The organism is Streptomyces sp. SAT1, from assembly GCF_001654495.1.
GTDB lineage: Bacteria > Actinomycetota > Actinomycetes > Streptomycetales > Streptomycetaceae > Streptomyces > Streptomyces andamanensis.
Map to the genome: position 1 here is coordinate 3505537 of NZ_CP015849.1, position 26044 is coordinate 3531580.

Sequence of the window (26044 nt, forward strand, 5' to 3'; positions counted from 1 at the left end):
GACACAAGAGATACCAAGAGACACCGCGAGCTACGGGGGGGGGGAGCCGGGGGCGTGCATCCGCTTCCTCTTCCTCAGTCGGGCTCCAGGAACTCGGCCAGCCGGGCGGTGTCTTCGAGGTAGCGCTCGTAGGGGAAGCCGGCCGCGACGAGTGCGGCGCGGAGTTCGTCGTGCAGCGGCTTTCCGGCGCCGTGGAACGCCTTTCGTCCGGCCTCGGTGAGGCGGACCAGGCGGCGGCGCGCGTGTTCGGGGTCGACGGTGATGCGCACCAGGCCGTCCGCTTCGAGCGGCCGCAGCGCGCGGCTGATCGCCGGGTCGGACACCGACAGCGCCTGGGCCAGCCCGTGCTGCGTCGTCGGCTCGATGTCCTCCAGCGTGCCCAGGAGTCTGATCTGGCTGTAGGTGAGCCCGCCGGGGCCGTCGTCCGTACGCCGCCGGGCCGCCTCGCCCAGCAGCAGGACCACGCGGTGCAGCAGATCTCCGAGTCCGTCATCCACGGCATCACCCTACCTGAGTGTTGACGCGTTAATGTTAACTAGGTAAGACTGAAGCCATGGACGACAACTTCTCCTACCTGGCCCGCTCCGCCTTCCCCCTGGTCTGGATCCTGGTACCGGCCGCCGGCGCCTTCCTGCGCGCCCGTCGCGCCCGCTCCCGCGAGGAGGCGCTGGAGATCTGGCAGCGCTGGTGGGCCATCGGCGCCTTCGGCATCGGGAGCCTGTGGATGACGGTCGCGTTCCTCGCCGCCCCGGACACCATGGCCGAGGCGATCGGCTTCGGCCGGACGCCCTTCATGGTCGAGATCGCCTTCGCCAACCTCGGCCTGGCCGTCATGGGCTTCCGGGCCGCCTCGGCCTCCGCCCGCGAGCGCATCACCATCGGGCTCGGCGGCGGGATGTTCCTCTGGGGCGCCCTGGCCGGCCACCTCTACCAGTGGTTCGCCAACGGCGACCACGCCCCCGGCAACACCGGCGGAGTCCTCGTCAACGACCTCCTGATCCCGGCCGTCATGATCGCCCTGGCGGTCCGCTCCCGACGCCTGGCCCCTTCTCCCCGGCCGACCGCGCACGTACCCGCCTGATGTCCGGGTCCGGGGCTAGATCCAGTCCGCCCAGCCGAACGTGAACTTGTACGCGGCGCGCACCGCATCCCGCCCCCGGCCACCCACCAGAAGCGCCACGCCCAGAGCGACGGCGAACAGCCCGGCAAAAACCCCCGCGACGGTCGCCCCCGCCCCGGGCGACCAGACCGCCCCCACGAACACGGTCGCGATGATCACGATCACCAAGCCCATGTGCGCGACGGGCATCTCCACACGGAACAGGGTGCGCACCGCAGCACGCGACGCCCGCATGTCCGCGTCATAGCGCTCCCGCGCCGCGTCCGGATCGGCGTATTCCCCCTCCGGCCACTCCTGCTGCACTGCACCCTCCCCTGCCGACTGCGTCACGTCCCCCGGACGTCAGTCTCTCTCTCCGCTGCCGCACTCGCCGGAATCGGCCGAAGGCCCCGGATCCCTCGGGGCGGGCCTCTCGACGGGGTCGAACAACGTCAGCGACTGCCGTTCCGCGCCGGGGGAGCCGGACGGCGATGCCGAGGGGCCGGAGCCGGGATCAGGGTGATCGGCACTCGGAGCGGTCACCGTCACGGTGGGCCCGGGAACCGTCGCCGTCTCCGTCACCCGCACCGCGGTGGGCGAGCTCACCACCGCTGGCAGCCCGAAGAAGCCGAGCAGCAGCCCCAGCAGCCCGGTGCCCGCCGAAATCAGCGCGGCAACCTCTCCGAGCGGCCTGCGCGCGGGCACCGGTGGCGGATCGGGCACCGGTGAGGGGCCGGGGGGCGGAGTCGGGTCGGGGGGCGGAGCCGGCGCTGGATCGGGGGACGGTGTCGGCGCCGGCCTCGGTCCGCCGTCCGGCCCGTGTCCCGGCGCACCGCCTCCCGAGGGCGCTCCCGACATCCCAACCCCCGTTGTTCACAGTCGATTTGGCTTCCGCTGATGATGGCAGCCACCCGTCAGCCCGGTCCAGACACCGCGGCACTGCGCCCACGGGGCCGGACACCACCACCTCACCCGGCCGTCCGTCCGTCCGTAACCAGCAGACACCAGCCAGCGCGCAGATCCGTTCCTACGCACTTCGAGTGGCCCAGCTCACAGCAGGGGGAACACAGCGGGCTTGACGGGCTAACCCGAGAACCCGCTAGCGCCACCGTCCGATACGGCATTTCCGCAGTTCAGGAAGATGTTGCGGGGCTTACTGTCCGCCGCCTTACCGTCAGGGCACTTCACCCGACACCCGTACGCCACGGGGTACGGGCAGCCCATCACACGTAGGGATATGGCATGGACATGATTAAGCAGTTCCGTCTCTCGGCACAGAAGCGGTCAGGCAAGGAAGACCAAGGGGGCCGGTCGGGAGACTCGCGACCTCATGAGCGGATCCTGCGAGCCATCGCCGGAGTCGTCGCCAAGGCTGTCGTCGAAAGCCTGTTGAAGTGGCTCTCGTCGTTGCTCTGACCAATGCGGAACGGACCAGAGTCGCGAGCGGAGCCCGCCTCGCGAGTCCGTGGCGCGCCCCATCGGCAGCTGACGCACCGGCCCGGCTCGCAAGCCCCCGCCCCCGCTCGGCGCCTGCTCCGCTCCGCAGAAAGCCCTCGATCACCGGAGTTCCGCACCTCGGGGCGGGACTCCCCTGGTCCAGTCACCCACCCTCACCATGGGCGGTGTCTTACAGGTGGCTTTCTGTACTTCACTTGCAGCCGCCGGGAGTTGCCCCACCCCATGACGGTGACGGCACCCGCTTCCGCACCAAGGGCACGGCCGAAACCCGTGCCGTCCAAACCTGAAACGCAAGAGGCCCCGGATCTCTCCGGGGCCTCTCATCTGTGTGCACTCGGCAGGATTCGAACCTGCAACCTTCTGATCCGTAGCTCTATGTGGATCGGTCGGTGGCGGTCATATCGGCTGCTGCATGGTTCTGAACGGACGCAGTAGCTCGCTGCTGGTTGCTGTGGTTGCGGTACTTCGCTGCTGTACCGCTGACTGCGACGAGCTTGGCCCCCTCGCATGGCCCGGGGACGGCCCGGCGGCGCTCACGGGGACAGGACCCGGTCTTGGGGGACCCTGGTCAGAACGGCACTACGCAGCGACTACCGGTACGGCTTCGGCAGCCTGCCGTGATCGCGTCCAAACGTCAGGCCACGACTCGATTCGACGCGGCCGACGGACTCTTATCGAACTTCTTTATTCCTGGACATGCGATCATTTAACCTTACTCATCCTCCAGGTAGTCGTAATCGTAATCCCAGTAAGACGAGTCTCGCTGATGCGTTTTTCTTATAGCTACAGCCTTGGCTAGTCGCTGGCGGACTGCTTGACGAGATATTCCACAGCTACGCCCAATCTCCGCCTGGGATACCTTAAACTCGCAGGCGTAATAAGTCGCAGTAAGAATGTTAGTTTCCAGCCCTGCAGAGAAGTCGGCCAGCGTAGCGAGTAGCGCCAGGTGCTCTGCGCTTGTCACCGGGCCGGACGTGCTGTGAGTTGGACCTGGAAGTCGCCCCATAGCTTCTCCCACGCGATGCCGTAGAGGTACAGGGTGATGGGGTCGTCCGTCGGTAGGGGCACGGTGACAAGCGTAGTTGTCACATGACGGGGGCTGCTGCGCCCGAGGACAGGCGCAAGCGGCACTCCTGACCTGCTGTGCTTGGTCCGCCGTTGACACCTGATGGCAGTTGTCGCATAGTGGGGGGCAGCCCCGGCATGCCCGGAGGCCGAAGACGGGGAGTTGACTCTCCGTCTTTTTTGTTGCCCGAACCCAAAGTTCGGGCTTTTTTGTTGCCATTTTCCCCAGTGAGAGTGGCAACTCAACGAGCTTGGTCGGCGACTGGCCGGCCTGGCCGTTTCTCACCCCAGGAGACCCAGGTGCAAATCCTTGGTGAACTGGCGTCATTGGGATCTCTTCCCGGAGTGGCATGGGTGCTGCGATGCATTATTCGCGACATCCTCGACTACAGGAGTAAGCGGGCAGACCGCGAGCTGAGGCAGCAGATGCTTCAGCGGATCCCTGACGACCAGGTGGCCTCAGTATTCCGTGAGCTTGGCGCCGAACCGGGCGCTACGCAGGAATAGCAAACACGGCCATTTGAAACCAACGATTTCCTGGGTGAGGGTGATCTAGCATAGAGTGCAGTCTTAAAACTGTGAGGGAGAGGCGTGTGAACAAGCGAAGCGTGACGCTAGCCGTCCATCATGAGTCGCTGCTGGAGGCCCTGATCGAAGCCGAGGAGGTCCCGGCAGGACGGCTGTTGGGCTTGCCGGAGCTGCCCGATGACGATGTTTGGGTTGATACTGCTGGAGCCGCTGCACTCGCACGGGTGAGCCCGAAAACGATCACTAGCTGGTTGGCGCGTAAGGGGCCAAAGAGACGACCGTTCCCGTCACCACACCGAATCTTGTACCGCCTGTATTGGAGGCACAGCGAGATCGAGAGGTGGCTTGAAGACGAAGGCGCAAGTACTCATGTCGCGGAGTGAGATAGCGAGAACTCGCCGCTCCGCCTTGCCCACCATCCACCCCAGCTCCCATCCCGTCCGCCGTCGACCCACACACCGTGGAGCGGGCGTGGCTCAGGACCGTGCGGTCGCACCTGTCGGTGGCGGATCTGGGACGGCTGGCGGCCCGGGGCGGACGTGGGGCCGGACCGGTCCCGCTGCCGGCCGGTGACGGGACGGCGTTCGAGGTGGACCGGGTCGTGAACAACAGCGGCCTGGTCGGCCTGGGCGGACACCAGGTGCTGGCCGTGGAGATCCTCGGCGGCCGCCAGGTGGGCATCCGCATCGACGGCGAGACCCTGTCGTTCTTCGATCCGTCCTCACGGGAACTGCTGCGAGTGCGGCCCAACCCGCTGACCGGCGAGGAAGTCCGCAGGCTGCGGGGCCTGCGTCCGGCCGGACCGCCACCGCGTCCGGGCATCGAGCCCGTGCAGGTGCAGCGGCGGGTCAGCGCGGTGGGCACCGTCATGGTCTGCCGCCAGACCGTCTCCCTCGGCCGCCCCTACGCAGGGCAGACCGTGACCGTGCACGTGTCGGACACGACGATCAGCGTCGAGCTGGACGGCCAGATCCGCGTCATCCGGCGCACGACCGACGCCCCGGTCCGTAACGTGAAAGCGAACAAGCCCCACGGGGCTCCCTACGTTGTCTAGGCCCACCGTCAAGCATCACCCGGGACAGAAACGTCAGGCATCAACTGGGATCCGGCACCTCAGGTCTGCTCGTCGTCCTCCGGCTCATCACCGTCAGGGGCGGCAGCGGGGGCTGAGCTGGCTGGGGCGGGAGCAGGAGTTGTGCTGATCCGCAGACGCCCGTCCGTGCCGAACATGGCGATCAGTTGGGACAGGTGGGCTCGGGCCAGGCTACGCGTGGGGCTTGGTCCGTCGGTCACCTGCGCGCCTCCAGATCTGCCCACACGACCTTCCCCCAGTGCCGCTCATCCGCGCCCCAGTTCGCCGCCAGCGCCACGACGAGAGCCAGGCCGCGTCCGCCCTCCTCGTCATTCTTCGGCGCACAGAGTTCAGGCAGGGCATGGGAGAAGTCCGCGACGGCCACCCGTACCGTGCGCGGCGCGATGCGTTCCACCATCACGCGGATGGACCGCCGCCTGGCGTGCCGAACGGCGTTGGCCACCAGCTCGGAGACGATCAGGACAGCGTCGTCGGTCAGGTCGTCGAGCCCCCAGGCGGCAAGGGCGGTGCGTACGAGGCCACGCGCGGTCACGGCGCTTTCGGGATCACGCGACAGCGTCTCGCTGTAGTCGGGGTGCCCGGTCGGACGGACCCGCGTTGTAGGTTGCGGCATGTCGGTCTGCTCTCTCAGATCGGCCGGGCCCTGGGGCCGTTCCCGCGGTCGTCAGGGCTTTGTGCGTTCCGGAAGCCGGCGCCCTCTACCGAGGACCCAGCTCCTCCTGCCGGGCTTCGGAGACCCGTGTCACCGCAGCAGACCGTTGATCACCGGTCTGCTGACCAGGCGGCGTTCAGTGAGAGGGCCGTCCGGGGCCCTCCAATGGGTCGCCACGTGGTGACGGAAACGAGCATGAACGTCAGCGAACTTCCGGCCAATCACCCATCGTTCTACTTTCGTTCCACTTTCGTCCCGCGGCCTACTCGCGTCTGCTTCGATGACGGTGGAAGGGAGTGACGCGTGGCCACCGTGCACCAGTGGACCGGCTTAGAGACCAGGGCCCTGCGTCTCGCCTTGCGGTTGAGCGTGCGCGCCTTCGCCGAGCACCTCGGAGTTGCCGTCGCCACGGTCTCGAAGTGGGAGAGCAAGCGCGCGGCAACCGAGCCACGGCCCGACACTCAGGCCATCCTCGACACCGCCCTCGCCCGCGCGGATGCCTCCGCCCATCTGCGCTTCGAGACGATCTTGTCCGGGATGGCCAGCACCGTACAGAATGCTGCCCGCCGCGTCATCGGCACCGGCCCTCGCGCTTGGGAGTACGAATCGTGGGCCGAGGACCTGGACCGCGTGGTGATCGCGCTCTCCCAGCAGAACTTCGCCTTCGCCGACAGCCTCCTCAGCCGCTGGTTGGCCCGGTACGACGCCCGGGAACTGGACGAGAAGGGCCTGTATCTTTTCGCCCGCTCGACCGCGCTGCTCGGTGATCTCAAACGCGATCAAGGCTGCGTACTCGGTCCCCTTTCCGCCCAGCACTCGTATGCGGCGGCACGCGCGGTCTTCACTCAGCTCGGCATCCCGCGTCGGGTTGCCCAGCTCGACCTCTCCCTCGCGGTGGTCGCGGAAATGTCCGGCAAGTTGGAGATCGCGGCCCGCCAATACGAAACCCTTGCCGCCGACGACCGGCTCTCCCTCCGGGACCGTGCCAGGGCCCGCCTGTGGGTCGGTACCGCGCTGAGCAAGAACGGCCGGCATGGCTACGCGACCCGCGTCATGCAGGCCGCGACCCGCGACTTCGAGGACCTGACCGAACCCGATGACTGGTCGGTGGCCCACCAGAAACTCGCCCTTGCCCGTCGTGGTGCCGGCGACCTCACCCAAGCCCTGCACTTCATCGGCATCGCCCGCAGCAGTGGGACCACCGACTCACCGATGCAACGCGTACGGCTGGACACCGCCTACGGCCACATCCTGCTCTCCGACCCGGCGACCCGGGATGATGGGCTCCTCGTCCTCGATCAAGCCATTCGCACGGCCGCCCAGTACAGACTCGTGCACCAACTGCGCAGCATCGAGGGCATCAAGGCTACGAGAGAGAGCCGGATTGGCCCCCGGCGACGGTGACAGGGAGAGACGCGTGGGCGACAACCAGCAGGCCATCACTGAAAACCAGTGGAAGCGGGCCGCGCTGATCTGGGAGTACCACCAGATGCACCACGCGCTGCGGCCGGTCGACGTGGCGATCGGCCTGGGCAGTCACGACCTCGGCGTCGCCACCCGCTCCGCCGAGTTGTACCGCGCCGGGCTGTTCCCGACCCTGGTCTTCACCGGCGGCAACAGCCCCACCACCGCCAAGGTCTTCCCACGCGGCGAAGCCGTCCACTTCCGCGAGCACGCCATCGGCCTCGGCGTCCCCTCCGAGGCGATCCTGCTCGAACCGTCCGCCGGCAACACCGGGCAGAACATCACCCTCTCCCGTGCGGTCCTCGCCGCCGTCGGCATCGTCCCGGCCACCGTGCTCCTGGTCTCCAAGCCGTACATGGAACGGCGCTCGTACGCGACCGCCCGCAAGCTGTGGCCCGATGTCGAGATCCTCTGCGCGTCGGAGCCGTTGGAACTCGACGACTACGTGAAGTCCATCGGTGACGAGAAGCTCGTCCTGGACATGCTCGTCGGTGATCTCCAGCGGGTGATCGAGTACCCGAGGCGCGGATTCGCCGTCGAACAGGATGTCCCGGCCGACGTGTGTGGAGCGTACGAATCCCTCATCCACGACGGCTTCACCAGCCGCCTCATCGCTTCCTGACCTGCCGGAAGCCGGACGCGCTCTTCGCACCAGCCCGATCTCTGTTCCGGGACGCGCGGGAGCGCGGCGCCCGCGTCCCGGGCTCTTGGCTGCCGTTCCCGACTGCCGTCTCCGGGGGTACCGCCGCACGAACGCGAGCTGACTGCCTCGAAGGCCCGGCGCGGAACGCAAGGTGCTGCCCGACTACAGGCATCCACCACCAACGCCAGAAGCCCCGGATCTCTCCGGGGCTTCTGGTCTGCTGTGCACTCGGCAGGATTCGAACCTGCAACCTTCTGATCCGTAGTCAGATGCTCTATCCGTTAAGCTACGAGTGCTTGTTCTGTTTTGTGTCTTGGCTTCCGGTCCTTGCGGCCCGTTCGCGGCGACAGGAAGAACATTACATGACTGCCGCCGCCATGTGAAATCCATTCCCCCCACCCCTTGTGACCTGCGGAAACGTGGTGCGGCGGGGGAGGGCGAGGGGGCGGGAACGACGAAGCCCCGGTCCGATGGACCGGGGCTTCGTGATCTTGCGCGGAGGCGGAGGGATTTGAACCCTCGATGGGCTTTAAGGCCCAAACCGCATTAGCAGTGCGGCGCCATAGACCGGACTAGGCGACGCCTCCAGCACAACCGCCCACGCGAGCGCGTGATCGGTGCGTGCAGATGATGACACAGACGAGCGGGGTGTCACCAATCGCCTCCCACGGTACTAGGCAGGCGGGCCCCAGGGCAAAGCCCTTCCGGTGGGGTAGGTCGAGCGGGTCGGGCGCAACGTCTCGGGGCGCGGCGCGTTAGTCCGGGCATGGTCCAGGTCGGTTCTTCCTCAGCGTCGTCGTCCGTCTCCCGCACGGCTCCGGCTCCCGCCGCTTCCGCGCGCCGGTTCCTCCTCGGGGCAGCCGCGTCCGTGGCGGTGCTGTCCGCCGTGTCCACCATGTCCGCCGGGCCCGCCTCGGCGGCCCCCGGTGTCCCGGATGCCCCCGGTGTCTCCTCCGTCTCCCCCGGCTCGGTCGGCCCCGGCTCGGTCGGCGCGCCTCCGCCGGTCCGGCCCGAGGACCGGGGCGGCGACCACCTCACCGTGACGGTGCGGCACGCCGGTGCGGGCAAGGACGGGACGTACGAGCTGTACTGCCATCCGGGCGGCGGCAGCCACCCGGACGTGCGGCGCGCCTGCCGGGTGCTGGACGGGCGGACGCGCTGGGGCCGGGACACCTTCGCGCCGGTCCAGGAGGGCAGCGTCTGCACGCTCCAGTACGGCGGTCCGGCCACCGCGCACATCACGGGGACCTGGGCGGGACGCCCGGTGGACGCGCGCTACGACCGCCGCGACGGGTGCGCGATCAGCCGCTGGGACGGGCTCGTGCCGGTGCTGCCCGGCCTCGGGAGGTAGGGCGCGGAAGACCGGGGCGGGCGGGCGGAGTACGGCGCGCGGCGGAACCCCGCGGTGACCGGTTCACGGAACCGTACGGTCACAGGTTCGACGTCACTTCCCCGTGCGACCTCCCTCTCATCCGGCGTCGCGCGCGCAACCTCAGCGCTTAGACTCGCTCGCGTGACACTCCGCGGGCCGGTTGGCAAGATGGCCCCCGCGGTGGGCAAGGAGCGGTGACAGGGAGGAAGCGTTCGTGAGCAGCAGGCCATCCCGAGGCGCTGCTCGCCTCGCTGCCATACTCGACGCGCTGCCCGACGCGCTGTTGCTGGTCAACGCCAACGGCACCGTCGTCAACGCCAACACCATCGCCCTGGAGACCTTCGAGACGCCGGGCACCGCCCTGGTGGGGCGCGGGCTGCTCGATCTGCTGCCGCAGTTCGACTCCAAGCTCATCCCCGGCTCGATGCGCCGCCCCGACCACATCGACCCGCGCGCGCGGACCAAGCCGACCCGGATGACCGCGCGGCGCACCGACGGGACCGAGTTCCCGGTCGAGGTCACGAGCGCGAATCTGCCGAACGGCCAGCACGCCTACGACGGCTCCGGCTACACCGGCGACGAACTGCTGATGCTGGTCGTCCGCGACCTGGCCGGCACCGTCGACACCGAGGCCGAACTGGCCCGTTCGCAGCGGCAGACCGAGATGATCCTGCGGGCCGCTGCCGAGGGCGTCGTCGGCACCGACACCGACGGGCGCATCGTGCTCGTCAACCCGGCCGCCGCCCAGATCCTCGGCTACCGCGCCGGTGAACTCGGCGGCCGCGAACTGCACACCCTCGTCCTGCACTCCCGCGCCGACGGCTCGCCGTTCCCGTACGAGGAGTCCCCGCTCGCCGACACCCTGCGCTCCGGGCGCAAGCACCGGGTACGCGGCCAGGTGCTGTGGTCCAAGGCGGGCGACAAGGTGCCCGTCGATCTGACCACTTCGCCCGTGCGCGACGGCGACCAGCTCGTCGGCGCCGTGATGACGTTCACCGACCGGCGCCCCTACGACGCTCTCGTCGAGGCGCAGGCCGCCGCCGAGGAGCGGTACGCGCAGGAGCGGGAGCAGCTCGCCGAGGAGCACGCCGCCGCACTGGACGCGCTGCGCCGCCGCCATGCCGCCGAGATCGAGGAGCTGATCGAGCGGCAGGCGGAGGAACTGGCCGCGGGCGAGGACCGGTACGCCGCCCTGGGCGAGCGCGAGAAGGACCGCTACGAGGCACTCGCCGCCCGCCACGAGCAGTTGCTGACCCTGCTGGGCGACTCCCTGCGCGGCCCCCTGGACGAGCTGCGCCGCGAACTGGCGGCCCTCGCCGCCGACGACGCCGGCCAGCTGTGGCCCGAGGCCAACCAGGTCCTGCACCACCTCTCCGCCGGCTACTCGCGGATCACCACCCTCATCGACAACGTCCTCGGCTACCAGCGCCTCGACATCGGCAGCGAGGAGATCACCCGCACCAAGGTGATGCTCGACGCCGTCGTCGCGGCGGGAGTCGACGGGGCCGTGGAACTCGTCGGGCCCGGCCGGGTGCAGTTCGCCGTGCACGCGCCGCCCATCGAGGCCGAGGTCGACCCGGGCCGCCTGGCCACCGCCCTCGCGCACCTCGTCGCGGACGTCGCGGGCGTGGACGCGACCGGCAACGCGCCCGTGTCGGCGGCCGGTTACATGGACAACACCGTGGTGGTCGCGGCGGCGCAGCGCGGCTCGGTGGTGCGCATCGAGGTGCGCGGGCCGTACGCCGGCGGCGACCCGGTGCACGAGCCGATCGTGCGCGGGATCGTCCGGGCGCACGGCGGTGTGCTCCAGACCCACCAGGTGCCGGGGATGAGCGGCAGCGCGTACGTCCTCGAAGTGCCCATCGGCGGCGGGGCGGGTGCCGTCGCGGCGGGTCTGCCCGGTGCCCTCGGCCCGGCGGCTCCGCACACGGCCGCCCTGGGCCCGGCCGCACCCGGACCGGACCAACCGGCCGTGGACGCAGACGCGGGCGCGGGCGCGGGCGCGGAGGCGGTTCCGGGGGGCGCGGCGGGTACCGCCGTGGTCGCCCTGCCCGCGCAGGCTTCGGGCTCCGCCACGGCGCCCGGCGGCGGACGGCGCCGGGCCCGGCGGTCCTCGACGGACGCGTTCCTGGACGGTGACGGCGAGCCGGACGGCAGCCCGGCGCCCGGCGACGTACCCGGTGCCGCGTCGGTTCCGACCGGGCGGCGCAGGCGGCGTGCGGCCGAGGTGCCCGCCCCCGCCCCCATCCCCGCCCCCGCAGCATCCGCATCCGCTCCGGACGCCTCCTCCGGCTTTTCCGGCCCGGCCGGGCCGTCCGGCACGGACGGTTCCGGCGGCACGGGGCGGCGGCGCGGCCGGCCCGCCGAGGACCCCGATGTGAGCGAGGGCGCCGTGCTGACGGCGGCCGAGCACGCCGCGGGTACGGCGGCGACGGGCACCGGCCTCGGCGGTACGGTGCCGCCGCGGGGCGTGCCCGCACCCGCCCCCGCCGGGCCCGCCGGACGCCGGGCCCGGCCCCGGACCGGCGAACAGCACGCGCTTCCCCCGGCCCTGCCCGCCGCCCCGGACGGCACCGCCGACGAGGCGCCCGGCGCGGCGGCTGACGCGGGCGCCGTCCCCGCTGCCCTCCAGCCCGGTGCCGGTGACCCCGCCGCGCAGCCGACCGGGCGCCGTCGGCGTGCCCTGGCGGCGGCGAACGAGCGTGCCGCCGCGCAGGAATCGGCTCCCCGTACGGTCTTCGCGCTGCCGCCCGCCGACGCGGACCGGCCCGCCGACGAGGACGAGGCCGGGGCCGAGGGCGAGGGCGAGAACGGCGTCCGTATCGGAGCTCCCGGAATGCCCGGTGCCGAGGCCGGTGGTCCGCCGGTTCCGCCACCGCCGTCGCACCGGCCCGCCGTGCCGCAGCAGGCCCAGGTACAAGCCCAGCAGCCCTCCGCAGTGCGGGGCACGGCGGCGGCTTCCGGCGCCGACGAGGGCCGGCACGACGCCGTGGGCCACGACCAGGCCGAAGATCACACCCCGCCGCAGCCCCATCCCACGAGCGCGCCCACCGGTCGCCGTCGGCGGGCGATGGCCCAGCCCTCCGAGGGCACGATCCCACCTGCCACGCCTGCCACCCCTGCCCCACCCGCGTCCGCTCCCGCGCCGGGCGCGCCGGTGCAGGCCGGTCCGGTGCCCCCGGCGGTGCCCGGACAGCCGTACGCCGCGCCGGGAACCCAGCCCGCCGGACAGCCGATCCCCGGACAGCCGATCCCCGGTCGGCCGGGCCCTGGACGGCCGGTCCCCGGCCACCCGAACACCGGCCCGCAGAGCGCCGGACCGCAGGCCCCAGGCGTTCAGGCACCGAGCGCCCAGGCGCCAGGTGCTCAGGCCCCGGGCCCGCAGGTCCCCGGGCAGCCGCTGCCCGCACCTCACCCGCTGCCCGCCCAGGGCACGGGTCCCGCCCCGGCCGGACAGCCCACCCCTGCCGGGGGTAGTACCCCCGCGGGCACCCCGGTTCCGCCGCAGCCGTGGCCCGGCGGCGCCGACGACACCTCGGGCGCCGGCATCCCCGTACCGCCGCCGAACGGCGCCACCGGCCCCGTACCGGCACCGCCCGGCCGTCCCCCGGTCCCGGGCGCGCCGCCCTCCGTGCCGTCCGCCCCCGTCCCGGGCGCCGGTACGCCGCCCCACGGCACGCCCGGCCACGCCACCACTCCGGCCACCGGCACCCCTCTGCCGCCCGAGCAGCCCGTCGGCCGTCCTCAGGGCCAGGGCCGGCCGGGCGCCAGGCCGCCGAGGGCCGCCCAGCCGCTGCCCGCCGAGGCCGCCGCCCCGGTGGACCCCGACTCGACGCAGGGGCGTTCGATCAGCGTGCGCACGCTCGGGCAGGGCGTGCCCTTCAGCCGTCAGGCCGCTCAGGTGCAGCAGCCGTCCGCCACCCCGCCCCCGCACGCACCGGGCGGTTCCGGGCGCCGCCGCAAGCTGGGCACCCCGCCCGACCCGGCCGCCGCGCGCACCGAGCAGCAGCGCCCGGAGCAGGGGAGCCGCCCGCACCCGTCGGCGCCCGAACGGCCCGCCGCGCAGCCCGCTCCCGGCCGCCCGCCCGCGACGCCCCCCGTCCCGGCAGCCCCTCCGGGGCCCGTCTCCCCGGGAGCCCCCGGCACATCGGGCGCACCGGGCGCACCGGCCCCGTCGCCGCTGCCCGGCCCCGGTCAGCCGCGGCGCGCGCCGGGCACCGAGGGCGCCGGACGCTCGTACGCCATAGGCGCCCCGGACGAGAACGCCGCCGAAGGACCCGAACCGCTGGACGGGCCCGGCGGCGCCGTGGAGGTCGCGGACCCGCCGCGCCCGCAGCCGATGGACGACGAGCTGCCGCCGGAGCCGCTGGACAACCCGCGCAGGCTGTTGGTCTGGCCGGCGCCGGACGTCACCACGCAGCAGGCGCTCAGCGACCGCGGCTACCGACCCGTCATCGTGCACTCGCGCGAGGAGGTCGACGCGCAGATCGCGGCGTTCCCCGCCGCGCTGTTCGTCGACCCGCTGACCGGGCCGATCACCCGGACCGCGTTGCAGTCGCTGCGCCAGGCCGCGGTCGCCGCGCAGGTGCCGGTGCTGGTCACGGCCGGACTCGGGCAGGCGACCCGGGAGGCGGCGTACGGTGCCGACCCGGCCGTCCTGCTGAAGGCGCTCGCGCCGCGCGACAGCGAGCAGCACCCGCCGCGTGTCCTGCTGATCGAGGAGCACACGGAGATCGCGCTGGCGCTGACCGCGACGCTGGAACGGCGCGGGATGCGCGTGGCGCGGGCCGAGAGCGACGCCGACGCGGTGGCGCTCGCGGGACAGTTCCGGCCGAACCTGGTGGTGATGGACCTGATGCAGGTGCACCGCCGCCGGGCCGGGATCCTCGACTGGCTGCGCGCCAACGGGCAGCTCAACCGCACCCCGCTGGTGGTCTACACGGCCGCCGTCGACCAGGCGGAGCTGCCGCGGCTGGCGTCCGGCGAGACGGTGCTGTTCCTCGCGGAGCGGTCGACCAGCACCGAGGTGCAGACCAGGATCGTGGACCTGCTGGCCCGCATCGGGACCAACTGACGTACGCCCCCGTACATCCCCGTACGCCCCCGTGCCCCGTACTCCTCCGGGCCGGGGCACGCCCTTGTCACGGCCCCGGGTGTGTCAGGGCCGTACCACCCGCAGGGCCGCCTCGCGGATCGATGACCGCAGGCGGTCGCGGGCCGCGTCGTCGTCACCCACCAGGATCCGTCGTATCTGCGGCACCACCGAGGCCCAGCCCGCCAGGGAGACCAGCAGGAACATGAGGTCCTCGGGCGGGAAGGCGTCGGTGATCACGCCCCGCTCCTGGCCGTCCCGGAGCGCGGTGACCTTGGCGGCGTAGTGCGCGTGGCGGGCCGGTTCGTCGGGGAGCTCGCCGGTGCCGTACTCGACGCCCTCCCAGAAGAGCAGGCGCAGCAGCTCGGGGTGGGTGGCGTGGTAGTCCAGGAGTCGGTCCATCCAGCCGTCGATGTCGTCCGGATCGATGGGGACGGCGGCGGCGAGGTCGACCATGGACCTGCCGAGGACATGGGTGAACAGCTCCGCCTTGTTGCCGAAGTAGGCGTAGATGAGCTGCTTGTTGGCCTTGGCCTGAGCGGCGATCCGGTCGATACGGGCGCCCGCGATGCCGTGCTGGGCGAACTCGGCCACCGCCGCGTCGAAGATCCGCGCCTTGGTGGCCTCGGGGTCTCTTGCTGCCATGAGGGCAGCGTACCCCGTTAGCAACCAACTGTTTGGTTGACAGAAGATCCGGAGCGGGCGCAGACTGTTCCACGTGCCAACCAACCAGTTGGTTATGGACAGCCGGTTGGTTATGGATCGGCTCCACGCTTCAGCTCCACGCTCCAGTTCCACCCCTCGCCCACCCGCCCGTACCGGAGGCCCCCGCACCATGCCGTCGTCGCCGTCGTCCCCAGCCCCTGCCGCGTCCAGGACCGCGGTCCTCACGGCCCCCACCACCGCAGTCAGCACAGCCTCGGCTCCGGCTCCGGCTCCGGCCGCCCGGCGGAGCCTCGGCCCCAACGCCTTCCTGGCGCTGATCGCCGTGTGCACCGCGGTCACCGCGGGCAACATCTACCTCGCGGCGCCGCTGCTTCCCCTCATCGCCCACGACTTCGGCTCGGCGCCCTCGGCGGTGGCCTGGATCGCCTCGGTGGCCCCGTTCGGATACGCGGCGGGTCTGCTCTTCTTCGCCCCGCTCGGCGACCGGGTCAACCGGCGCCCGCTGGTGGCCGCGCTGTCCGTGGCGACGACGGCCGCCCTGCTCATCGCCGCCGTCGCGCCCGGCACCGGCGCGCTCGCCGCGGCCGTCTTCGTCGCCTCCGCCGCGACCGTCGTCCCGCAGCTGCTCGTCCCGCTGGTCGTCGAACGCGCCCCCGCCGACCGCCGCGCCCGGCACGTGGCCGTCGTGATCGCGGGCCTGTTCACCGGCATCGTCGCCGCACGGGTCGTCGGCTCGCTGGCCGGACAGGCGTTCGGCTGGCGCTGGGTGTTCGTCGGCGCGTCCCTGCTGACCGTGGTCCTCGGCCTGGCGACCGCTCTCGCCCTGCCGTCGGAGGGCCGCCGCGGCACCGGCCCGCTGCTGTCCGGCATCACCTCGCTGCCCGGTCTGGCCCGCCGCTCGCCCGACCTGTGGCGGGCGTGCCTGCGGCAGGCGGGCATGTTCGGCGCCTGGAGCGCGCTGTGGACCTCGCTCGCGCTGCTGCTCACCGGCCCGGCGTACGGCCTGTCGATCGCGACCGCCGGACTCTTCGGGCTCTTCGGGCTGGCGGCGAGCGCGGTGGCGCCGCTCGCCGGCGGGCTGGTCGACCGCTTCGGCGCCGCCAAGGTCGTACGGTCGGCCTACATCCTGGCCGCCGTCTCCGTGCCGCTGTTCTGGCTGGGCGGGCACACGGTGGTGGCGCTGTTCGTGGCCGCGATCGCGATCCACGCGGCCCTGGTCGCCTCCCACGTCGCCAACCAGACCCTGGCGCTGACCACCACCTCCGCCCCGGCGACCGCCAACACCGCCTACGTCGTCTCGGGCTTCGCCGGCGCCGCGCTGGCCTCCTCCGTGGCGGCGCCCGCCTTCGCCCACTGGGGCTGGACCGGGGTCTGTGCGGTGGCCGCGCTGTGGCTGGTGGTGGGCTGGGTGAGCACGTCGGTACGGCGGTGAGGGCGGGAGACACGGGGGACGCGGGACACGCGGGACACGCGGGAGGGACGCGGCGCGTCCAGGGCCGCGTTCGGGACCGCGTCCAGGCCCGCGTTCGGGACCCGCGGGGCCGCGTCCAGGCCCGGTGCCGGGCGGGAAGCCGGAAGGCGGCCCGCCCGGCACCGCTGTCTGTCCTCGGTCTGTCGCCCCCCGGAGCCGAAGCTTGCCGAAGGACGTTTCAGAGGCTGGTGACGTCCAGCTCGCCCGCCGCGTACCGCCTGCGCAGCACCTTCTTGTCGAACTTCCCCACGCTGGTCTTCGGCACCGCGGTGACGATCGTCCAGCGCTCCGGGAGCTGCCACTTGGCGATCTTCCCCTCCTCGGCGAGGAAGGCGCGCAGCGACTCGAAGTCGGCCGTGGAACCCTCCTTGAGGACGACCGTGGCCAGCGGGCGCTCACCCCACTTGTCGTCGGGGACGGCGACGACGGCCGCCTCGGCGACATCCGGGTGGGACATCAGGGCGTTCTCCAGGTCGACGGAGGAGATCCACTCGCCGCCGGACTTGATGACGTCCTTGGCGCGGTCGGTGAGGGTGAGGAAGCCGTCCGGGGAGATGGTGCCGACGTCACCGGTCTTCAGCCAGCCGTCCTCGCTGAACTTGTCGGCGGGGCGCAGCGGTTCGGCGTCCGGGCCGTTGTAGTAGGCGCCCGCGATCCACGGGCCGCGCACCTCCAGCTCGCCCGCCGACTCGCCGTCCCAGGGGAGGCGTTCGCCGCCGGGACCGGTCAGGCGGGCCTCGACACCGGCCGGGAAGCGGCCCTGGGTGAGACGGTAGGCGAACTCCTCGTCCGGGCCGGAGGCGTACGCCGGCGGGTGGGCCACCGTGCCCAGCGGGGAGGTCTCCGTCATGCCCCAGGCGTGGCAGACCCGCATGCCGAGCCGGTCGAACGCCCGCATGAGGGCGGGCGGGCAGGCGGAGCCGCCGATGGTGACCTGGGTGAGGGAGGAGACGTCGCGGGGGCGGGCGGTGAGTTCGCCGAGCAGGCCCTGCCAGATGGTGGGGACGGCGGCGGCGTGCGTGGGACGCTCACGCTCGATCATCTCGGCGAGCGGGGCGGGCTGGAGGAAACGGTCCGGCATCAGCATGTTGACGCCGGTCATGAAGGTGGCGTGCGGCAGCCCCCAGGCGTTGACATGGAACTGCGGGACCACGACCAGCGAGGTGTCGCGGTCGGTCAGGCCCATCGACTGCGCCATGTTGACCTGCATGGAGTGCAGGTAGATCGAACGGTGGCTGTAGACGACGCCCTTGGGGTCGCCCGTGGTGCCGGAGGTGTAGCACAGGGCGGCGGCGCGGCGTTCGTCCAGCTCCGGCCAGTCGTAGGTGGCCGGCTTGTCCGCGATCAGTTCCTCGTACTCGTGCACCCGGGCGGGGCAGCCGTCGAGCGGGGCGCGGTCGCCGGGGCCCGAGACGACGACGTGTTCGACCGTCTTCAGCCGCGGCAGCAGCGGGGCGAGCAGCGGGATCAGGGAGCCGTTGACGATGATCACCCGGTCGGCCGCGTGGTTGACGATCCAGGTCAGCTGCTCGGCGGGCAGGCGCAGGTTGAGCGTGTGCAGCACGGCGCCCATGGAGGGGACGGCGAGATAGGCCTCGACGTGCTCCGCGTTGTTCCACATGAGGGTCGCGACACGATCGTCCTCGCGGACGCCGAGGTCGTCGCGCAGGGCGTTCGCCAGGCGCACCGCGCGGGTGCCCGCCTCGGCGAAGCTGCGCCGCTGCGGTTCGGCCTCCCCGGTCCAGGTGGTGATCTGGGACCGGCCGTGCACTCGCGTCCCGTGGAGCAGGATGCGGGTGACGGTCAGCGGTACGTCCTGCATGGTGCTCAGCACGGCGTCCTCCCGGGGCGGCATTGCCTACGCGGCAGTAGGGTGTGCGCTGATTCTGCGCACATACCACGCGGTATGTCACTAGCTCCGGGTGATCGATCAACCGAGGGGCCGGACGGCCCGCCGGACAACCCGCCGAACGCTCCGCCGGACGGGCGGCCGCCGGACGCTCCGCCGGACGCCGAAACGGTCGGTCAGCGCACGCGCCCCAGCTCGGGGTCCTCGCGGAGCTTGCCGAGCGCGCGCGAGACCGCCGACTTCACGGTGCCCACGGAGACGCCGAGCACCTCGGCCGTCTGCACCTCGGAGAGGTCCTCGTAATACCTGAGGACGACCATCGCCCGCTGCCGGGTGGGCAGCTTGGTGATCGCCCGCCACATGGCGTCGCGCAGCGCCTGCTGCTCGGCGGGGTCGGCCGCGCCGGGCAGCGGATCCGGCTCGGGCAGCTCGTCGCAGGCGAACTCGTCGACCCGGCGCTTGCGCCACTGCGACGTACGGGTGTTCAGCAGCGCGCGGCGGACATAGCCGTCGAGCGCCCGGTGGTCCTCGATCCGCTCCCAGGCGACATACGTCTTGGTCAGCGCGGTCTGGAGCAGGTCCTCCGCGTCGCACGGGTTGGCGGTCAGCGACCGGGCGGTGCGCAGCAGCACCGACTGGCGGGCCCGCACGTACGAGGCGAACGACGGATACGCCAGGCTCGGCACGGCCGGTACGGCGGCGGTCGACGCGCTGGTGCATACGGGTGTGGTCATGTCCTCCACGCTAGGAGCGGTCCCCCGGTCGGCGGATCGCCCGCAGGTCCCGAAGCGGGGTCCGCCTCAGGTTGTAGGGGTGGGGTTGACCGCACCTCCTGTAGGTGGACGGGGAGGGGGACCGGGGTGCGGGTTCACCCTTGGGTGACGCGGCTGAGCGACGCACCTGGCGCCAGGGCAGGGACGGGTTCCCGGCACGCGCACCGCACACGCCTGCGCGGCGGTGCCGAAGCACCGCCGCGCAGCTGTGTGTCACATCCCCACAAGCACACCCACAGGGTCTCGGGGCCGGCTGGTCCCCAACGCGCACGCCGGCCCGCCCCGGCTCACCAGAGGCGGGTGAAGTGGACGGCCACGTTGTGGTTGCCCTGCTGGATGGCCGTGAACGCGGAGCCGTTGACCTGAGCGGTGTTGCTCTGGTTCGTGGCGCCGGAACCCACCGCCTGCTGCCCGGTGGTGGACGAGTTGCCGCTGTTGTTGTGGCCGACTCCGCTGCCGACGATCCCGGCGACACCCGCGCTCGATCCGACACCCGCCACGGCGCCGGTGTCCGCCGCCGCGATGCCGGTGAAGAGGGCTGCCGCGAGCGGGACGGCGGTGACGGCGGCGAGAACGCGGGCGGTACGGATGCTTGCCATATTGCTCCTCCAGTAAGAGGTACGCACCGGCTGCCTGCCGGAAGTACGTGAAGCTGCGTGAAGCTACCTGAACTACGGCTTTCACCAGGGTGGTTGGCCGACCGCCCCAGCGGGTTCCCACGACGTCGCAAGATCAGAGTTGCCCACGGATCACCGGGGAACCACCCCGGAAGCCCCGATTAGCACGCAAGCGTGAGGACAAGTCGATAAACCCCCTTCACCACCTTTCCCGCCGCCAAAGCCCCGACCGGACACAGAGCGCCCCCCTTCACCCCAAGCGCGACAAGAGGTGAAGCGTTCCGGCAAGCGCCCGGCGCAAACCGGCCGTACCGAGCGCCCCTGCCGCACCCCACAAACGCCCTCTTCCCATCCTCGAACGCTCGTACGAATATGAAGTCATGGCCACCACCGCCCGAAAGCCCTCGGCACCGGCACCGGCACCGGCCTCGGCACCGGCCCCCGCCCTCACCCACGCCCTGACGGCCGCCGCCCGCGGCCTGGCCGTCATCCCGCTGTCCCCGACCAAGCACCCGGCGCTGCGCTCCCCGCACCACCCCGCCTCGCACGACGGTGCGAACCACCCCGCCACGCGCCGCGCTGACGGCGCCGCACCACCCGGCGGCGCCCCGGACACGACCCGGCGGCAGCCGTGCCGCGGTGAGTGCGGCGCCCTCGGCCACGGTGTGTACGACGCCTCGTCCGACCCGGCCCGCATCCGGGACCTGTTCGCCGCGGCACCCCGGGCCACCGGCTACGGGATCGCCTGCGGAGTGCCGCCGCACCACCTGATCGGCGTCGACCTGGACACCAAGACCGGCACGGACGCCCTGGCCGCCCTGCGCGAACTGGCCCGGCGCCACCGCTTCCCGCTCCCCGCGACCGTCGTCGTCCTGACCCCGAGCGGCGGCCGCCACCTGTGGTTCAGCGGCCCCCCGGACGTCACCGTCCCCAACTCGGCCGGCCGGCTCGCGCCCGGCATCGACATCCGCGGCACCGGCGGCTACCTGATCGGCCCCGGCTCCCGCACCCACCACGGCACGTACGCCCTCGCCCCCGGCACCGCCCACCTCGCCCCCGCGCCCTGCCCGCCGCTCCTCCTGCGCCTCCTCGTGCCCCCGCCCCGCCGCACGCCACCGCCCTCCCCCGGCCGCCGCACCGCCCACGGCCTCGTCCGCTTCGTCCTGGACGCCCCCGAGGGCCAGCGCAACACCCGCCTCTTCTGGGCCGCCTGCCGCGCCTACGAATCCGGCCTCGGCCCCGCCCTCCACCCCCTCCTCCTCGACGCCGCCCTCACCACCGGCCTCTCCCGCCCCGAAGCCCACTCCACCCTCATGTCGGCGGCCCGCGCGACGGGGCACCATCCATGAGGACCGGCGCGTCACCTCACCCGCGAGACCGGCCCCGCGCGGCACGGCTCCCCGGAGAATTCCGCTGTTTCCCGGCTTGTTGGTCGCGGGGCGCCGCTGCCATCGTTGCCACTCAGCCGTGCAGCCGGGGGTGGACGGGTGGCTCAGAACGAAGGACTGACGTCAGTCAGTGGGGGACGCTACAAGCTGATCCGGGCTGTCGGCCGTGGCGGCATGGCCACGGTCCACCAAGCCACGGACACGGCGCTGGGCCGCGGACGGCCCGTCGAGACGGCGGACATCGTCGTGCCCGCCGCTCACTGCGATATCGTCTACGAGATTCCGATCAACCGCTGACAGGGCAGAGCCTCTTGCGCTCAGGCTTCAGCTTCCAGGAAGCGTGTGCGAGCGTGCCGCCGTGACTACACCCTCATCGCACCTGCTGCCCCGGCCTTTTCTGTCGTGCTGGCTTCATTGGATCGCGGTACCCACCGCAGATCAGCACGGAGTCATGTCCCTACTGGGGCTGACGGACGGGGCACCCGTGTCCTTCAGTCACGCTGAAGAGGCCGTCGACGAAGACAGCCATTGCGGAGCCGAAGGGCTCCGCCGCGTATACGTGAGTCCAGCACTCGACGGGTGGACCCTGGTCATCGGACGTTGGTGCGATCCCTGCGGGCGCGAGCGCTCGGACGCTGTGCTGCGTATGTGCGAGGAACTGAGTGTCCGTTACGGAACTGCGCAGGCCTACTACTACGGCGCGCAGGGCGACGGGTCGGCCTGGCTGGTCGCAGAGCAGGGAGCGGTTGTGCGCCGCTATTGCGAGACCGGCGCGGGCGATGACCACTACCTGACGCTGGGAGAGCCGCTGCCCTATGAACGTTCCCGTCGAGAGGCCCTGGGCCTGGCCACGAGCTGGGATGCGGCAACCGAGACGGAAGAGGACGAAGAGACGTGGGCCCTGGAGACCATGGACATGGCACCCGAGATCGCCGCCGCCCTAGGCACCAGTCCGCGTACCCTGACGGCACAGACTCCGATGTCTGGCACAGGGGTGCTGGCGCGCACTCCACCCGGCAAGCCCTGAGCCCCCTGCGCCCGGCGCCGGATGCTGTGATCAGTGACGTCTGCGCTGAGGCTGAAGGGCAAGCCGCAATCCACTCTCAGCATGCGCTCGCTCGTGCCCCATCCGTGCCCGATCGAGCGGGAAACCACGGGGAGAAGGGGTGACGGGCGGTCAGTGCGCAGCACAACGGCCCCTGACCGTATCGCCTGGTCAGGGGCCGTGCGCTCATGCGGTGGGTGTGGGATTTGAACCCACGGTGACTCGCGCCACGACGGTTTTCAAGACCGTTCCCTTAGGCCGCTCGGGCAACCCACCTGGGCCTCGCCCACCGGGGCGGGGCGGGTACAGCGTACCGGGCCTCGGGCGGGGGGCGGAGGGTGTGGGGCGGGGCGTGGGCAAAAGCGGTGGCTCCGGCGGGCGGGTGGTGGATAGCCTGCGCGGCCGTGACTGATCGTCTGAAGGCTTGCGGAGAGACGTGGTTGTCCGGGGGACGGTGTGCCGGTGAGGGGGGTCGGGGGCGGGCGGGCGGCCGTGGCTGACCGGGGCGGGGCGGCGTCCGGGGGCGCCGGGGAGACGTTGTTCTCGCGGACGCATCTGGCGGCCACCGCCAGTTTCTCCCTGGTGATGTTCCTGACCGGGTTCGCGGCGCTCGCAGTGGTGCCCACTCTGCCGACGGCGACCCGGGATCTGGGCGGGGTGTCGCTGTTCCCGCTGGTCGCGGGCTGCTTCGTGGCGGCGGGTCTGCTGGGCGGGGTCCTCGGCGGGCACTGGGCGGACCGGTCGGGCGCGCGCGGGCCGCTGGCCGCCGGCATGGCGCTGACCGTGGTCACCCTGATCGTCTCGGCCACCAGTACCTCGATCTGGCAGCTGGCGGCCGGGCGCTTCCTGGACGGTCTCGCCGCCGGAGCGGTCGCGGTGTCCGTCAACGCCGCCATCGGGCAGGTCTATCCGGAGCGCCTGCGCCCGCGTGCGCTGGCGCTGATGAGCGCGTGCTGGGTCATCCCGTCGCTGACGGGTCCGCCGCTGGCCGGGCTCGTCTCCGCGTGGTGGTCCTGGCGCGTGGTGTTCTACGGCCTCGCCGCCCTCACCGTGCTGCCGGCGCTGGTCCTGGTGACCGTCCTGCGCGGCCCCTCCTGGCAGGGCGCGGCCGGGGCGCGCGAGGACCGGGCCGCCCGCCCGCCACTGCTGCTCGCGGCCCTGGTGAGCCTGGGCGCGGCGCTGGGGCAGTACGGCGTGTCGGGCTGGGACGTCCGCCATCTGCTGTTCGCCGCCGCGGCGCTGTGCCTGCTCGTGGTCTGCGCGCCCCGGCTGCTGCCCGCCGGCACCTGGCGGGCGGCCCGGGGACTGCCGACTACGGTGCTGCTGCGCGGCCTGGCGTCCGGCACGTACTTCACGATCGAGGCGTTCGTGCCGCTGATGCTGATCGCGGAGCGCAAGGTGGCCCTGGTGGTGACCGGCCTCGCCTTCACGGGCGCCGCCGTGGTGTGGGCCGGGGCGTCCTGGGTCCAGGGCAGGCTGCTGGAGAGCCGGCCCCGGCATCACCTGGTCGCCGCGGGTGCCGTGGTCATGACGGCCGCGGTCGCGCTCGCCGTGGCGGGAACGCTTCCCGGGGTGCCCGCACTCACCGCGGCCTTGTCCATGATCGTCGCGGCGGTCGGCATGGGGCTGCTGGATCCCTCGCTGACCGTGCTGTCGCTCGCCCACAGTCCGCGGGGCCGGCAGGGCTCTGCCAGCAGCGCGATGCAGACCAGCCAGAACCTCGGCCAGATCTCCGTGATGGCGCTGTACTCCGTGGTGCTCAACGCCTGCCTGGGCGCCGGTGCCTCCGGCCTGGCCGGGTACGGGGCCGCCTTCGGGCTGCTGGCGGTGCCCACGCTGGTGATCGCCGTACTCGCCGGGCGGGCTCGCGGGACCGGGGAGCCGACGCCGCGGACCGTGGCCGGGTCCGGGGCGGCGGACAGCTCCGGGGCGGACCCGGGCACCCGCACGGACCCGGGGGACGGTGCGAGCAGCAGCCCGGCCTCCGGTTCAGGTGTCGGCTCACCCTGAGCCGGGAAACGGCCGCTGCCCGCGCCGCCGCCCGTCCGGGGCGGTGGCGCGGGCAGCGGGCACGCGCGCGCGTGGGCGGTGTGTGTGCGTGTGCGTGTGCGTCAGCTCGCGCTGTCGCCGATCCGGGACGCCAGCGTCACGTCGACGGTGTGCTCCTTGCCGTCGCGCTTGAAGGTGATCTTCACCGTGTCGCCGGGCTTGTGGGTCCAGATCTCGCCGATGAGGGTCGGACCGGAGTCGACCACCGTGTCGTCGAGCTTGGTGATGACGTCACCGGGCTTGAGGCCCGCCTTGGCCGCCGGGCTGCCCGGCTCCACCGCGGCGCCGCCGCCCGCGCCCTGGTCGGAGATGGTCGCTCCGCCGGAGCCGTCCTGCGAGGTGGCGACGGAGGCACCGATCTTCGCGTAGACCGGCTTGCCCGTCTTGATCAACTGCTGGGCGACGTACTTGGCCTGGTTGATCGGGATGGCGAAGCCCAGGCCGATCGAACCGGACTGCCCCGAGCCGCCCAGACCGCCGCCGCTGCCGGAGGACTGGATCGCGGAGTTGATGCCGATCACCGCGCCGCGCGCGTCGAGCAGCGGGCCGCCGGAGTTCCCGGGGTTGATCGAGGCGTCGGTCTGCAGGGCGCTCATGTAGGACGCCTTGCTGTCGCCGCTGCCGTCGCTGGAGGCGACCGGGCGGTTCTTGGCGCTGATGATGCCTGTCGTCACCGTGTTCGACAGGCCGAAGGGCGCGCCGATGGCGATCGTCTCGTCGCCCACGGCCACCTTGTCGGAGTCGCCGAGGGCGAGCGGCTTGAGGTCGGAGGGCGCGTTCTTGAGCTTGATCACCGCGACGTCGTAGCCCTGGGCGTGGCCGATGATCTCGGCGTCGTACTTCCGGCCGTCGGGGAAGGTGGCGGTGAGCTTGCCACCGTCGACGGCGTCGGCCACGACGTGGTTGTTGGTGACGATGTGGCCCTGGGTGTCGAACACGAATCCGGTGCCGGTGCCGCCCTGGCCGTTGGTGCTCTCCGCCTCGATGGTGACGGTGCTCGGCAGCGCCTTGGCGGCCACGCCCGCGATCGAGTTCGGATCGCGCTTGACCTGGGAGGCGCCCGCGTCGGAGGCGGCGACCGTGGTGGAACCGCCGTCGTCGTTCCTCGCCAGTGTGTAGCCGAGGCCGCCGCCCAGGCCGCCCGCGACCAGCGCGGCCACCAGGACCGCGGCGATCAGACCGCCGCGCCGGCTGCGCGGCTTCGGCGCGGGCTGCTGGTACGCCGCACCCCAGCCCGCGCCCCCGGCACCACCGGCCGCGCCCGCGCCGCCGTCCGCGTACGACGGCACGGCGGGAGGCTGGGGCGGCGGCCAGGAGCCGTCGACGGGCGCGCCGGGGACACCGGCACCCTGCGGCTGCTGCGGGTGTCCGCCCGCCGGGAAGGTCTGCGCGGGCCCCTCACCGGCGGTTCCCGGCGCGCCCTGGGCCGCCGGGTGGGCGGCCGCGTCGGCGGGTGCCGCCGACGGAGCCGCCGGTGCGGTGTCCTGCTGCGGGGCGCCCGGCACGTACGGAGGCGTGCTGGGCGGCGGGGGCGTGGGGGCACCGCCCTGGGGAGCGGGCGGCTGGGAAGCTGCGGAGGTCTCCACCGGCACGGGAGGTGCGGACGGGGCCGGGGGTACCTCGGTGCCCTCGTTCTCGGTGCTCACAGCTCTTCTCCTCGATCCACGGCTGTTGTTGTCGGTCGCACTCGTCACGCTCGTCCTGGCTGCCGACGACCCGG

At 72.2% G+C, this 26044-nt stretch carries 18 protein-coding genes, 3 tRNA genes and 2 pseudogenes; 11 read left to right on the forward strand and 12 right to left on the reverse strand.

The annotated features are described in order from the left end of the window. Positions 1-74 precede the first annotated feature (74 nt). Positions 75-497: a MarR family winged helix-turn-helix transcriptional regulator gene (locus A8713_RS15200; protein ID WP_064533984.1), complete on the reverse strand. Its 423-nt coding sequence runs from the start codon at positions 495-497 to the stop codon at positions 75-77. Positions 498-553: 56 nt separating this feature from the next. On the opposite strand from A8713_RS15200, the gene A8713_RS15205 reads away from it, so the two are divergent. Continuing rightward, positions 554-1081 carry a DUF6790 family protein gene (locus A8713_RS15205; RefSeq protein ID WP_064533985.1) on the forward strand — a complete coding sequence of 176 codons (528 nt, stop codon included), beginning with the start codon at positions 554-556 and terminating at the stop codon, positions 1079-1081. Between the two features lie 15 nt (positions 1082-1096). Here A8713_RS15205 and A8713_RS15210 read toward each other — a convergent pair whose 3' ends face one another. Together A8713_RS15210 and A8713_RS34940 are read right to left on the reverse strand one after the other, a co-directional pair. Beyond that, positions 1097-1423 (reverse strand): hypothetical protein, encoded by a 327-nt coding sequence (locus tag A8713_RS15210; RefSeq protein WP_237305379.1) that lies wholly within the window; start codon positions 1421-1423, stop codon positions 1097-1099. Between the two features lie 1846 nt (positions 1424-3269). After that, complete coding sequence (locus A8713_RS34940; RefSeq protein ID WP_107440640.1) at positions 3270-3974, reverse strand: sigma factor-like helix-turn-helix DNA-binding protein; 705 nt, start codon at positions 3972-3974, stop codon at positions 3270-3272. 654 nt (positions 3975-4628) lie between these two features. Here A8713_RS34940 and A8713_RS15220 point away from each other — a divergent pair. Continuing rightward, a pseudogene (locus A8713_RS15220) lies at positions 4629-5204 on the forward strand (IS481 family transposase); the annotation flags it as partial. Between the two features lie 235 nt (positions 5205-5439). Here the strand turns inward: A8713_RS15220 and A8713_RS15225 are convergent. Next, the gene (locus A8713_RS15225; protein WP_064533987.1) at positions 5440-5856 is read right to left on the reverse strand and encodes an ATP-binding protein; all 417 of its coding nucleotides are present in this window, start codon (positions 5854-5856) and stop codon (positions 5440-5442) included. Between the two features lie 342 nt (positions 5857-6198). Here A8713_RS15225 and A8713_RS15230 point away from each other — a divergent pair, with 342 nt between their 5' ends. Together A8713_RS15230 and A8713_RS15235 are read left to right on the forward strand one after the other, a co-directional pair. Continuing rightward, complete coding sequence (locus tag A8713_RS15230) at positions 6199-7299, forward strand: helix-turn-helix domain-containing protein (protein ID WP_064533988.1); 1101 nt, start codon at positions 6199-6201, stop codon at positions 7297-7299. Positions 7300-7312: 13 nt separating this feature from the next. Continuing rightward, positions 7313-7981: a YdcF family protein gene (locus tag A8713_RS15235; protein WP_064533989.1), complete on the forward strand. Its 669-nt coding sequence runs from the start codon at positions 7313-7315 to the stop codon at positions 7979-7981. Between the two features lie 244 nt (positions 7982-8225). On the opposite strand, the gene A8713_RS15240 is transcribed toward A8713_RS15235, so the two are convergent. Together A8713_RS15240 and A8713_RS15245 are read right to left on the reverse strand one after the other, a co-directional pair. Beyond that, positions 8226-8298: transfer RNA gene (locus A8713_RS15240), tRNA-Arg, on the reverse strand. A 200-nt stretch (positions 8299-8498) separates the two neighbouring features. Beyond that, a tRNA-Ser gene (locus A8713_RS15245) sits at positions 8499-8589 on the reverse strand. Positions 8590-8897: 308 nt separating this feature from the next. On the opposite strand from A8713_RS15245, the gene A8713_RS15250 reads away from it, so the two are divergent. Both A8713_RS15250 and A8713_RS15255 read left to right on the forward strand, forming a co-directional pair. Further along, complete coding sequence (locus A8713_RS15250; protein WP_237305550.1) at positions 8898-9353, forward strand: SSI family serine proteinase inhibitor; 456 nt, start codon at positions 8898-8900, stop codon at positions 9351-9353. Between the two features lie 304 nt (positions 9354-9657). Next, positions 9658-14448 (forward strand): PAS domain-containing protein, encoded by a 4791-nt coding sequence (locus A8713_RS15255; RefSeq protein WP_064533990.1) that lies wholly within the window; start codon positions 9658-9660, stop codon positions 14446-14448. An 84-nt stretch (positions 14449-14532) separates the two neighbouring features. Here A8713_RS15255 and A8713_RS15260 read toward each other — a convergent pair whose 3' ends face one another. Continuing rightward, positions 14533-15111, reverse strand: a complete 579-nt coding sequence (locus tag A8713_RS15260; protein WP_064533991.1) for a TetR family transcriptional regulator — start codon at positions 15109-15111, stop codon at positions 14533-14535. 190 nt (positions 15112-15301) lie between these two features. Between A8713_RS15260 and A8713_RS15265 the strand changes: the two genes are divergently transcribed. Next, a complete protein-coding gene (locus A8713_RS15265; protein ID WP_064533992.1) occupies positions 15302-16564 on the forward strand; it encodes an MFS transporter in 1263 nt (420 codons plus the stop codon). A 217-nt stretch (positions 16565-16781) separates the two neighbouring features. Here the strand turns inward: A8713_RS15265 and A8713_RS15270 are convergent, their stop codons facing one another. From A8713_RS15270 to A8713_RS15280, 3 genes are all read right to left on the reverse strand, one after another. Next, positions 16782-18458 (reverse strand): long-chain fatty acid--CoA ligase, encoded by a 1677-nt coding sequence (locus A8713_RS15270; RefSeq protein WP_173860851.1) that lies wholly within the window; start codon positions 18456-18458, stop codon positions 16782-16784. Between the two features lie 170 nt (positions 18459-18628). Continuing rightward, positions 18629-19186 carry a SigE family RNA polymerase sigma factor gene (locus A8713_RS15275; protein ID WP_018566302.1) on the reverse strand — a complete coding sequence of 186 codons (558 nt, stop codon included), beginning with the start codon at positions 19184-19186 and terminating at the stop codon, positions 18629-18631. A gap of 326 nt (positions 19187-19512) precedes the next feature. Continuing rightward, a complete protein-coding gene (locus A8713_RS15280; protein WP_018566301.1) occupies positions 19513-19824 on the reverse strand; it encodes a hypothetical protein in 312 nt (103 codons plus the stop codon). A 398-nt stretch (positions 19825-20222) separates the two neighbouring features. Between A8713_RS15280 and A8713_RS15285 the strand changes: the two genes are divergently transcribed. From A8713_RS15285 to A8713_RS15290, 3 genes and pseudogenes are all read left to right on the forward strand, one after another. After that, positions 20223-21191 carry a bifunctional DNA primase/polymerase gene (locus A8713_RS15285; RefSeq protein ID WP_237305381.1) on the forward strand — a complete coding sequence of 323 codons (969 nt, stop codon included), beginning with the start codon at positions 20223-20225 and terminating at the stop codon, positions 21189-21191. A gap of 255 nt (positions 21192-21446) precedes the next feature. Next, positions 21447-21527: pseudogene (locus A8713_RS32270) on the forward strand (GntR family transcriptional regulator); the annotation flags it as partial. Between the two features lie 187 nt (positions 21528-21714). Beyond that, complete coding sequence (locus A8713_RS15290; protein WP_237305382.1) at positions 21715-22257, forward strand: hypothetical protein; 543 nt, start codon at positions 21715-21717, stop codon at positions 22255-22257. Between the two features lie 209 nt (positions 22258-22466). Here the strand turns inward: A8713_RS15290 and A8713_RS15295 are convergent. After that, a tRNA-Ser gene (locus tag A8713_RS15295) sits at positions 22467-22551 on the reverse strand. Between the two features lie 216 nt (positions 22552-22767). Here A8713_RS15295 and A8713_RS15300 point away from each other — a divergent pair. Beyond that, positions 22768-24285 carry an MFS transporter gene (locus A8713_RS15300; RefSeq protein ID WP_261340617.1) on the forward strand — a complete coding sequence of 506 codons (1518 nt, stop codon included), beginning with the start codon at positions 22768-22770 and terminating at the stop codon, positions 24283-24285. 101 nt (positions 24286-24386) lie between these two features. Here the strand turns inward: A8713_RS15300 and A8713_RS15305 are convergent, their stop codons facing one another. Beyond that, a complete protein-coding gene (locus A8713_RS15305) occupies positions 24387-25970 on the reverse strand; it encodes a S1C family serine protease (RefSeq protein ID WP_064533995.1) in 1584 nt (527 codons plus the stop codon). Positions 25971-26044 lie beyond the last annotated feature (74 nt).